General features: G+C 62.6%; 15 protein-coding genes and 1 pseudogene. 10 read left to right on the top strand and 6 right to left on the bottom strand.

The window, feature by feature from the left end:
- Positions 1-105 precede the first annotated feature (105 nt).
- Positions 106-540: an Hg(II)-responsive transcriptional regulator gene (gene merR / locus L2I46_RS28075; protein WP_000429838.1), complete on the bottom strand. Its 435-nt coding sequence runs from the start codon at positions 538-540 to the stop codon at positions 106-108.
- Between the two features lie 71 nt (positions 541-611).
- On the opposite strand from merR (L2I46_RS28075), the gene merT reads away from it, so the two are divergent.
- From merT to merE, 6 genes are read left to right on the top strand one after another with little or no spacing between them, the layout of a single operon-like run.
- The gene (gene merT / locus L2I46_RS28070) at positions 612-962 is read left to right on the top strand and encodes a mercuric ion transporter MerT (RefSeq protein WP_001294667.1); all 351 of its coding nucleotides are present in this window, start codon (positions 612-614) and stop codon (positions 960-962) included.
- A gap of 15 nt (positions 963-977) precedes the next feature.
- On the top strand, positions 978-1,253 hold the full coding sequence (gene merP / locus L2I46_RS28065) for a mercury resistance system periplasmic binding protein MerP (RefSeq protein WP_000735441.1): 276 nt from the start codon (positions 978-980) through the stop codon (positions 1,251-1,253).
- A gap of 2 nt (positions 1,254-1,255) precedes the next feature.
- Positions 1,256-1,501: a mercury resistance system transport protein MerF gene (gene merF, locus L2I46_RS28060; RefSeq protein WP_000654684.1), complete on the top strand. Its 246-nt coding sequence runs from the start codon at positions 1,256-1,258 to the stop codon at positions 1,499-1,501.
- Positions 1,498-3,144: a mercury(II) reductase gene (gene merA / locus L2I46_RS28055; RefSeq protein ID WP_000136268.1), complete on the top strand. Its 1,647-nt coding sequence runs from the start codon at positions 1,498-1,500 to the stop codon at positions 3,142-3,144. Before merF ends, merA begins: the two co-directional genes overlap by 4 nt.
- 16 nt (positions 3,145-3,160) lie before the next feature.
- The gene (gene merD / locus L2I46_RS28050) at positions 3,161-3,526 is read left to right on the top strand and encodes a mercury resistance co-regulator MerD (RefSeq protein ID WP_010466447.1); all 366 of its coding nucleotides are present in this window, start codon (positions 3,161-3,163) and stop codon (positions 3,524-3,526) included.
- A complete protein-coding gene (gene merE / locus L2I46_RS28045; RefSeq protein ID WP_001087809.1) occupies positions 3,523-3,759 on the top strand; it encodes a broad-spectrum mercury transporter MerE in 237 nt (78 codons plus the stop codon). Before merD ends, merE begins: the two co-directional genes overlap by 4 nt.
- Before the next feature lie 52 nt (positions 3,760-3,811).
- Here the strand turns inward: merE and L2I46_RS28040 are convergent, their stop codons facing one another.
- Entirely contained in the window at positions 3,812-4,426 is a 615-nt protein-coding gene (locus L2I46_RS28040; RefSeq protein WP_000904941.1) for a recombinase family protein, read from the bottom strand.
- 97 nt (positions 4,427-4,523) lie between these two features.
- On the opposite strand from L2I46_RS28040, the gene L2I46_RS28035 reads away from it, so the two are divergent.
- The 3 genes from L2I46_RS28035 (at position 4,524) to L2I46_RS28025 (ending at position 8,170) form a co-directional block, all read left to right on the top strand.
- Positions 4,524-4,763: a ribbon-helix-helix domain-containing protein gene (locus tag L2I46_RS28035; RefSeq protein ID WP_003089107.1), complete on the top strand. Its 240-nt coding sequence runs from the start codon at positions 4,524-4,526 to the stop codon at positions 4,761-4,763.
- An 11-nt stretch (positions 4,764-4,774) separates the two neighbouring features.
- Positions 4,775-5,110: a putative toxin-antitoxin system toxin component, PIN family gene (locus L2I46_RS28030; RefSeq protein ID WP_425374763.1), complete on the top strand. Its 336-nt coding sequence runs from the start codon at positions 4,775-4,777 to the stop codon at positions 5,108-5,110.
- A gap of 66 nt (positions 5,111-5,176) precedes the next feature.
- Complete coding sequence (locus tag L2I46_RS28025; RefSeq protein WP_003299771.1) at positions 5,177-8,170, top strand: Tn3 family transposase; 2,994 nt, start codon at positions 5,177-5,179, stop codon at positions 8,168-8,170.
- A 12-nt stretch (positions 8,171-8,182) separates the two neighbouring features.
- On the opposite strand, the gene L2I46_RS28020 is transcribed toward L2I46_RS28025, so the two are convergent.
- Genes L2I46_RS28020 through L2I46_RS28010 form a run of 3 tightly spaced genes read right to left on the bottom strand, consistent with a single transcriptional unit; the run spans position 8,183 to position 9,041 of the window.
- Positions 8,183-8,395 carry a GDCCVxC domain-containing (seleno)protein gene (locus L2I46_RS28020; protein WP_003089113.1) on the bottom strand — a complete coding sequence of 71 codons (213 nt, stop codon included), beginning with the start codon at positions 8,393-8,395 and terminating at the stop codon, positions 8,183-8,185.
- A 7-nt stretch (positions 8,396-8,402) separates the two neighbouring features.
- Positions 8,403-8,678: a mercury resistance system periplasmic binding protein MerP gene (gene merP / locus L2I46_RS28015; protein WP_003150552.1), complete on the bottom strand. Its 276-nt coding sequence runs from the start codon at positions 8,676-8,678 to the stop codon at positions 8,403-8,405.
- 12 nt (positions 8,679-8,690) lie between these two features.
- Positions 8,691-9,041: a mercuric transporter MerT family protein gene (locus L2I46_RS28010; protein WP_003089115.1), complete on the bottom strand. Its 351-nt coding sequence runs from the start codon at positions 9,039-9,041 to the stop codon at positions 8,691-8,693.
- Positions 9,042-9,115: 74 nt separating this feature from the next.
- On the opposite strand from L2I46_RS28010, the gene merR (L2I46_RS28005) reads away from it, so the two are divergent.
- On the top strand, positions 9,116-9,514 hold the full coding sequence (merR, locus tag L2I46_RS28005; RefSeq protein ID WP_010466370.1) for an Hg(II)-responsive transcriptional regulator: 399 nt from the start codon (positions 9,116-9,118) through the stop codon (positions 9,512-9,514).
- A 90-nt stretch (positions 9,515-9,604) separates the two neighbouring features.
- On the opposite strand, the pseudogene L2I46_RS28000 reads toward merR (L2I46_RS28005), so the two are convergent.
- A pseudogene (locus L2I46_RS28000) lies at positions 9,605-9,682 on the bottom strand (type B chloramphenicol O-acetyltransferase); the annotation flags it as partial.

Here is a 9,682-nt window from a genome sequence, read left to right as displayed (position 1 = left end):
TTCCATGATGGTTCTCCGAATGAAAGCCTGTCCTCAGCATAGTACTGGGAAGGAGGGAGTGACCATCTCATTAAATAAAGCACGCTAAGGCGTAGTTCCCTCGGGCTACACCGCGTCCGCACTGCGCGGTTCTTTCTTCCCTTGCAGTGACGCAATCAGCGGGCAGGAAACGTTCCCCTTCCGCGCATGGCAGGCGCACACCAAATCAGACAGCACGGCCTCCATGCGCGCCAGGTCAGCCATCCTCTCGCGCACGTCCTTGAGCTTGTGCTCGGCCAGGCTGCTGGCTTCCTCGCAATGGGTGCCATCCTCCAGCCGCAGCAGCTCGGCGATCTCATCCAGGCTGAAGCCCAACCGCTGGGCTGATTTCACGAAGCGCACCCGCGTTACATCCGTCTCGCCATAGCGGCGAATGCTGCCGTAAGGCTTGTCCGGTTCCGGGAGCAAGCCCTTGCGCTGATAGAACCGGATGGTCTCCACATTGACCCCGGCCGTCCTGGCGAAAACGCCAATGGTCAGGTTCTCCAAATTGTTTTCCATATCGCTTGACTCCGTACATAACTACGGAAGTAAGCTTAAGCTATCCAATTCAGATTCGAAAGGACAAACGTATGTCTGAACCTCAAAACGGGCGCGGCGCGCTCTTCACTGGCGGGCTGGCCGCCATCCTCGCCTCGGCTTGCTGCCTCGGGCCGCTGGTTCTGATCGCCTTGGGGTTCAGCGGCGCTTGGATCGGCAACTTGACGGTGTTGGAACCCTATCGCCCCATCTTTATCGGCGTGGCGCTGGTGGCGTTGTTCTTCGCCTGGCGGCGCATCTACCGGCCGTCAGCCGCCTGCAAACCGGGTGAGGTTTGCGCGATTCCCCAAGTGCGAGCTACTTACAAGCTCATTTTCTGGGGCGTGGCCGTGCTGGTTTTGGTCGCGCTCGGATTTCCCTACGTCGTGCCATTTTTCTATTGATCACAGGAGTTCACCATGAAAAAGCTGCTTTCCGCCCTTGCCCTCGCTGCCGTTGTTGCCCCCGTGTGGGCCGCCACCCAGACCGTTACGCTGTCCGTACCGGGCATGACCTGCTCGGCCTGTCCGATCACTGTCAAGAAGGCGATTTCCAAGGTCGATGGCGTCAGTAAAGTTGACGTGACCTTCGAGACGCGCGAAGCGGTGGTCACCTTCGATGATGCCAAGACCAGCGTGCAGAAACTGACCAAGGCTACCGAGGATGCGGGCTACCCATCATCAGTCAAGAACTGATCATGAAAGACCCGAAGACACTGCTGCGGGTCAGCATCATTGGCACAACCCTCGTGGCGCTGTGTTGCTTCACCCCTGTTCTGGTCATTTTGCTCGGTGTGGTCGGCTTGTCCGCGCTGACCGGCTATCTGGACTATGTGCTGCTGCCTGCGCTGGCGATTTTCATCGGCTTGACCATCTACGCCATCCAACGAAAACGCCAAGCCGATGCCTGCTGCACCCCGAAATTCAATGGAGTAAAAAAATGACCGAAATCACCGTGAATGGCATGACCTGCACATCCTGCGCCACCCATGTCAAAGATGCTTTGGAAAAGATTCCCGGCGTGAATGCCGCTGTGGTGTCCTATCCAGAAAGCCGCGCGCAAGTCATGGCAGACACCGCCGTGAGCCACAACCAACTGCTGGCCGCCATCGCCGCATTGGGTTATCAAGGCTCGATCCGGGTTGGTGATTTCAAAGATGAACCAAAAATCCGTGATGCACTTGAGGGCGCCGGTTTGCATATCGCCATCATTGGCAGCGGCGGGGCCGCGATGGCGGCGGCGCTGAAGGCCGTCGAGCAAGGCGCGACGGTCACGCTGATCGAACGCGGCACCATCGGCGGCACCTGCGTCAATATCGGCTGTGTGCCGTCCAAGATCATGATCCGCGCTGCCCATATTGCCCATCTGCGCCGGGAAAGTCCGTTCGACGGCGGTATTGCGGCAACTGTGCCTGCGATTGACCGCAGCAAACTGCTGGCCCAGCAGCAGGCCCGTGTCGATGAACTGCGGCACGCCAAATACGAAGGCATCCTGGACGGCAATCCAGCCATCACCGTTTTGCACGGTGAAGCGCGTTTCAAGGACGACCAGAGCCTGGTCGTCCGTTTGAACGAGGGTGGCGAGCGCGAGGTAACGTTCGACCGCTGCCTGGTCGCCACCGGTGCCAGTCCGGCCGTGCCGCCGATTCCGGGCCTGAAAGAGTCACCCTACTGGACTTCCACCGAAGCGCTTGTCAGCGACACCATTCCCGCACGCCTGGCCGTGATCGGTTCGTCGGTGGTGGCGTTGGAACTGGCGCAAGCCTTTGCCCGGCTCGGCAGCCAGGTCACGATCCTGGCACGCAGCACCTTGTTCTTCCGGGAAGACCCGGCCATCGGCGAGGCCGTGACAGCCGCTTTCCGCGCCGAGGGCATCGAGGTGCTGGAGCACACGCAAGCCAGCCAGGTCGCCCATGTGAACGGCGAATTCGTGCTGACCACCGGACACGGTGAATTACGCGCTGACAAGTTGCTGGTTGCCACCGGTCGGGCACCGAATACGCGCAGCCTCGCGCTGGACGCGGCGGGGGTCACTGTCAATGCGCAAGGGGCCATCGTTATCGACCAAGGCATGCGCACGAGCAACCCGAACATCTACGCGGCCGGCGACTGCACCGACCAGCCGCAGTTCGTCTACGTGGCAGCGGCCGCCGGCACCCGTGCCGCGATCAACATGACCGGCGGCGACGCAGCCCTCAATCTGACCGCGATGCCGGCAGTGGTGTTCACCGACCCGCAAGTCGCCACCGTGGGCTACAGCGAGGCGGAAGCGCACCACGATGGCATCGAGACCGACAGTCGCACGCTGACACTCGACAACGTTCCGCGAGCGCTTGCCAACTTCGACACACGCGGCTTCATCAAGCTGGTCATCGAGGAAGGTAGCGGACGGCTCATCGGCGTGCAGGCGGTGGCCCCGGAAGCGGGCGAACTGATCCAGACGGCGGTGCTCGCCATCCGCAACCGCATGACGGTGCAGGAACTGGCCGACCAGTTGTTCCCCTACCTGACAATGGTCGAGGGGTTGAAGCTTGCGGCGCAGACCTTCAACAAGGACGTGAAGCAGCTTTCCTGCTGCGCTGGATAAAAAAAGGAGGTTTTCAATGAGCGCCTACACCGTGTCCCGGCTGGCCCTTGATGCCGGGGTGAGCGTGCATATCGTGCGCGACTACCTGCTGCGCGGATTTCTGCGTCCGGTGGCGTGCACCCCGGGCGGCTATGGCCTGTTCGATGATGCCGCCTTGCAACGGCTGTGCTTCGTGCGGGCGGCCTTCGAGGCGGGCATCGGCCTGGACGCGCTGGCGCGGCTGTGCCGGGCGCTGGATGCTGCGGACGGCGATGAAGCGGCCGCGCAGCTTGCCGTTCTGCGCCAGTTCGTCGAGCGTCGGCGCGAAGCGTTGGCCGATCTGGAGGTGCAGTTGGCCACCATGCCGACCGAGCCGGCACAGCACGCGGAGAGTCTGCCATGAACAGCCCCGAGCGCTTGCCGTCCGAGACGCACAAACCGATCACCGGCTACCTGTGGGGCGCGCTGGCCGTGCTCACCTGTCCCTGCCATTTGCCGATTCTCGCCATTGTGCTGGCCGGCACGACGGCCGGCGCGTTCATCGGAGAGTACTGGGGTATCGCAGCCCTCACGCTGACCGGTTTGTTCGTCCTGTCTGTGACACGACTGCTGCGGGCCTTCAAAGATCGATCATGAGCGCTTCCCATTGAGACAAACCACGCTGTCGCTACGTTGCCTCATGCCGGCATCAAATTCGGCTGAGTAGCTTCTCGCCATCTGGACGTAGCTCACCCTTGGGTGAAACATGCCGATACAGGGTCTGCCGCGTGACGCCAAGTTCCTGGCACAGGTCGCCGACCTTGGTCTCTGGCTGACCCATTGCCGCCATCGCCAGCCGCAGCTTGGCGGCGGTCATCTTGAACGGCCGGCCGCCTTTCCGCCCGCGCGCGCGGGCCGAGGCTAGGCCGGCAATCGTGCGCTCCGCGATCAACTCGCGCTCGAACTCGGCCAGGGCGGCGAAGATGCCAAAGACCAGCTTGCCGGCGGCGGTCGTGGTGTCGATGGCCGCGCCGTGCCCGGTTAATACCTTCAAGCCGATGCCGCGCCCAGTCAGGTCGTGCACGGTGTTGATGAGATGTCGCAGGTCGCGTCCGAGCCGATCCAGTTTCCACACGACCAGTGTGTCGCCAGTTCGCAACGCCTTCAGGCAGCTCGTCAAGCCGGGCCGATCCTCGCGCATGCCGGATGCCTGGTCCTCGTAAAGATGTACTGGATCGACCCCGGCGGCAATCAGCGCGTCGCGCTGCAAATCGGTAGCCTGGGAGCCGTCCGCCTTCGATACCCGCATGTAGCCTATCAGCATGTCGTACCTGTCACATATACGTTCGTTTTGTCGAACCATTGCATCGCCCTTTGTGATTGGCGTATAAACACACAAACACCTATTAGCGGAGAACGCTATGAATACCATTCGCTGGAATGTCGCCGTCTCGGCCGACACCGACCAGTCGCTTCGGATGTTTCTGGCCAGCCAGGGCGGCGGCCGTAAGGGCGACCTGTCGCGCTTCATCGAAGAAGCGGTACGGGCACACATCCTGGAGCTGAGCGCTGAGCAGGCCAAGGCCGCTAACGCCCATCTGAGTGAGGCAGAATTGACCAACGCGGTTGACGAAGCGCTCGACTGGGCACGTAAGCGCTGATGCGGGTCGTGTTGGATACCAACATCCTGTTCAGCGCCCTGATCTCGCCACATGGCGCGCCCGATGCGATCTACCGTGCCTGGCGGGCGGCGCGTTTCGAGGTGGTGACCTCGCGGATGCAACTCGATGAAATTCGTCGAGCCAGCCGCTATCCCAAGCTTCAGGCCATCCTACAGCCCGCCAAGGTGGGCGCCATGATCAATAACCTGCAACGGGCTGTGGTACTGGAGCGCCTGACCATCGAGGTCGAAGCCGATGATCCGGATGACTCGTTTTTGCTGGCCATGGCCTTGGCGGGCGATGCGGACTACCTGATAACCGGTGATCGCCGCGCCGGCCTGCTGTAACGCGGGCACATCGAACGCACGCGGATCGTCACGCCCGCCGTGTTCTGCGTCGAGGTGCTGTGATCAATGCCGGTCGGTTTTCTGACTCAAGAGCAACGCGACGGTTTTGGCCGCTATGTTGATTCGCCCAGCCGTGAAGAGCTGGAACGTTACTTCCACCTGAGCGATGAAGACCGTGAAGCCATCCAGGTGCTGCGGGGTAACCATAACCGTCTGGGTTATGCCGTTCTGCTGACCACCGTCCGCTTCGTTGGCGTTCTGCCGGACAAGCCCGCCGCCGTGCCGGTGGAAGTCCTGCAGGTGCTTTGCCGACAACTGGCGATTCCAGACCCCGACTGCCTCCAGCGCTATAGCGATCATCGCCGCTGGATACATGCCACCGATATTCAGAACCGCTTTGGCTATCGTCATTTCACCGATCCGGGCATCGGCTTTCGCTTGAGCCGCTGGCTGTATGCCCTCTGCTGGACGGGCACCGACCGGCCGGGAGTGCTGTTTGAGCGAGCCACCTCGTGGCTGTTCACACAGAAAGTCCTCCTGCCTGGTGTGTCTCAACTAGAGCGCTTTATCGCCCAGTTGCGCAGTCGGGTCGAAGAACGCCTCTGGTTTACGCTGGGCCGCAGCGTGACTGAGGAACAGCGATTGCAACTGCAAGACTTGCTGACGGTGGCCGAAGGCAACCGCAGCTCCCGGCTGGATCAATTGCGCTCCGGCCCGGTCATGGTCAGTGGCCCCGCGTTGATTCGGGCACTGCGCCGGCTCGATGACGTGCGCGGCATCGGCATCACCTTGCCGGCGGCGGCGCACATCCCTCCCAGCCGTATCGCCGCCCTGGCCCGCTTCGCCAACACGGCCAAGGTCACCGCGATTAATCGGCTGCCGGCGTCGCGGCGGATGGCGACACTGGTGGCCTTCGCACTCTGCCTGGAGGCGACTGCGCACGACGACGCACTGGAAGTCCTGGAGGCCTTGCTGCGCGACCTGTTCAGCAACGCGGAGAAGGCCGACAAGAAAGCCCGCATGCGCAGCCTGAAAGACCTGGATCGGTCGGCCGCGACGCTCGCCGCCGCGTGCAAGGTCGTGCTGGACAGCTCGATCAGCGATGACAACGTGCGCGCCCGGCTGTTCAACGACCTGCCGAGGACCACCCTGGAAAAGGCCCTGGAAGAGGTCAACGCGCTGATCCGCCCGGTAGATGACGTCTATTTTCTTGCATTGGAAGCGCGCTACCGCAGCGTGCGCCGCTTCCTGCCCGACCTGCTCAAGCACATCCGCTTCGGCTTCAGCCCGGCCGGCAAGGGCGTGGCGGCTAGTCTGGAGTGGCTGCAACTGAACCTGCCGCGCCGGAAGCCAGAGGATGACGCGCCGCAGGAGATCGTGGCCAAGGCTTGGCAGAAGCACATCACCCGCGAAGATGGCTCCCTCGACATGGGTGCCTATGTGTTCTGCACGCTCGATGCGCTGCGCACGGCCCTGCGCCGCCGCGATGTCTTCGTCTCGCCCAGTTGGCGCTATGCCGACCCGCGCCTTGGCCTGCTCGACGGTGCCGAATGGCTGGCGGCGCGACCGATCATCTGCCGGTCACTGGGCCTGACCATCGACGCCAAAACCACCCTGGACGCCTTGTCCGTCGAGCTGGATGCAACCTGGCTGGCAGTAGCCGCGCGCCTGCCCGACAACCCGGCGATTCAACTGAGCGAGAACACCGAGGGCAAGACCGAACTGTCGCTCGGGGCGCTGGACAAGCTGGACGAGCCCTGCTCGTTGCTGCAACTGCGGGCGGCCGTGTCTGACCTGATGCCGCGTGTCGATCTGCCGGAAATCCTCTTGGAAATCGCCGCCCGCACTGGCTTTTCCGAGGCCTTCACCCATGTCTCCGAACGCAATGCACGCGCCGACAACCTGGTCACCAGCCTCTGCGCGGTGCTGTTGGGCGGGGCCTGCAACACCGGCCTGGAGCCCTTGATCCGCACCGACAACCCGGCGCTGCGCCGTGACCGGCTGTCCTGGGTCAGCCAGAATTATATCCGCGACGACACCCTGTCAGCGGCTAACGCCATCCTGGTCGGAGCGCAAAGCCAACTGGAACTGGCCCAAGTCTGGGGTGGCGGCGAGGTCGCCTCCGCCGATGGCATGCGCTTCGTCGTACCGGTGCGCACCGTGCATGCCGGCCCCAATCCGAAGTATTTCGGCACCGGCCGGGGTGTCACCTGGTACAACCTGATTTCCGACCAATTCTCCGGCCTCAACGCCATCACCGTGCCCGGCACGCTGCGCGACAGCCTGGTGTTGCTGGCGGTCGTGCTGGAACAGCAGACCGAGTTGCAGCCGACGCAAATCATGACCGACACCGGGGCCTACAGCGATGTGGTGTTCGGGCTCTTCCGCCTACTTGGCTACCACTTCAGTCCGCGGCTGGCCGATGTCGGCGGTACCCGCTTCTGGCGCACGCGCCCGGACGCGGACTACGGCAAGCTCAACGGGCTGGCCCGCCAGTCGGTCAAACTCGACCTGATCGCCGAGCACTGGGACGACCTGCTGCGCCTGGCCGGCTCGCTCAAACTCGGCCGGGTGCCGGCGACTGGCATCATGCGCACGCTGCAAACGGGAGATAGACCCACCCGGCTGGCCCAGGCGCTGGCCGAATTCGGGCGGATCGAAAAGACTCTGCACACGTTGACCTATATCGACGACGAGTCCAAGCGCCGCGCCACCCTGACCCAGTTGAACCGAGGCGAAGGCCGGCACAGCCTGGCCCGCGCCGTGTTCCACGGCAAACGCGGCGAGCTCCGCCAGCGCTACCGCGAAGGCCAGGAAGACCAGCTCGGTGCTCTGGGCCTGGTGGTGAACATCATCGTGCTGTGGAACACCCTCTACATGACGGCGGCCGTGGAACGGCTCAAGCAGCACGGCTATCCAGTGCTGGAAGAGGATTTGGCCCGGCTATCGCCGCTGATCTACGAGCACATCAACATGCTCGGGCGGTATTCCTTTGCGGTACCGGAAGAAGTTGCGCGCGGCGAGCTGCGGCCACTGCGTAATCCAGACGACGACCTGTGATCCCCCTAAACGCTATGAGCAACACCCAAGCTGCTGCTGGATCGGCGGGCACTTCACCGAGCCGAACGAACAGAAAACGCAGCAATCCCCTGGGTTGGGGCGCAGCAGCGCCTTGCAGTTGCTGCACTCGTAATAGAACTGGCAGGCGTCCGTGGGCATGGTTTCCGGCTTGGCGAAGCCGCAGCGCGGGCAAGTCAGCACGGACTCAAGGACAATGGCGCTCATCGTGACCTCACTTCTGCACTGTGGAGGGGTATCCCGCGTTCGCGGTCGCCTCAGTCAGTGCCTCGGGCTGGGCCTTATCGGGATCGTAGGTGACGGTCGCCGTCTTCTGGTCGAAATTGACCTGGACGTCACTCACGCCGGACACCTTCTCCAGCGACTTCTTGACCGTGATCGGACAGAGTCCGCACGTCATGTTCTGCACGTCGAGCGTGACGGTTTTCGGGGGAGCCGCCAGCGCCACGAAGGGCAAGGCGAAAAGCACGGCGATCAGCAGTTTGCGCATGGTTAATCTCCTTCAGTAGAACAGCGGGGCGAGCCACGGCACGGCCAATAGGCCGAGCAGCAGCACGCTGACGATCCAGAACACGAGTCGCTGTCGCACGAGCGTGCGCGGATCGGCGCAGGGTGTACCTGGCGTACAAACCTGTGGCACCAGGTAGAGCTTGCGGAATGCCAATCCCAGGAACAGTAGAGTCAACCCGATGAAGAGGGGGCGTAGTGGCTCCATCATGGTCAGAGCGCCCACCCACGTACCGCCGACACCGAGTGCCAACAGCACCAGTGGCCCGACACAGCACACCGACGCACCGATGGCGGTCAGCGAACTCGCGACCAGCGAGCCTTTCCCGGTGAGTTGCATCCCCATTCCCATCTCCTGAGCCTGATTGCCTAGGTGCTATTCTAAACTCCGTACCAAAGTACGGAATCAAGGAGAAAGTGATGGCCACAGAGCTGACCATTGGCAAGCTGGCAGACGCCGCCGGGGTGAACGTCGAGACGATCCGCTACTACCAGCGACGCGGGCTGCTGGATGAACCAGCCAAACCCTTGGGTGGCCATCGGCGCTATCCGGTGGACATGGTGAAGCGACTGCGTTTCATCAAGCGGGCTCAGGCGCTGGGTTTCACGCTCTCGGAAGTCGGTGGACTGCTGACGCTGGATGAGTCGTGCGCCTGTGCCGAAACGCGAGCACGGGCTGCACGCAAGCTCGCGTTGATCGAGCAGAAGATGGCCGACTTGGTCGTCATGCAGCAACTGTTAGGCGAACTGGTGCAGCAATGTTATGCGGGAGACGGCGGAACGATCTGCCCGATCATCGAGGCACTGATCAGAGAGTAATGCCTGGCGGGTGAGCTGGAGATCGGAAAGCCCCTTTACGGTGGGGTTCAGAGCTTACGTTGGTTTTTGGTTCCATTGCTCCCCAAACCCCGGATTGCCGCCAACGATAGCGTAAGGCTCCACATCTTTTGTCACCAACGAGCGGCTGCCTATCACCGCACCGTGCCC

Source organism: Klebsiella sp. 2019SCSN059, from assembly GCF_021739525.1.
GTDB classification, from domain to species: domain Bacteria; phylum Pseudomonadota; class Gammaproteobacteria; order Enterobacterales; family Enterobacteriaceae; genus Klebsiella; species Klebsiella quasipneumoniae.
Note: the sequence above shows the minus strand (reverse complement) of the source record. Positions and strands in the feature narration are given on the sequence as shown.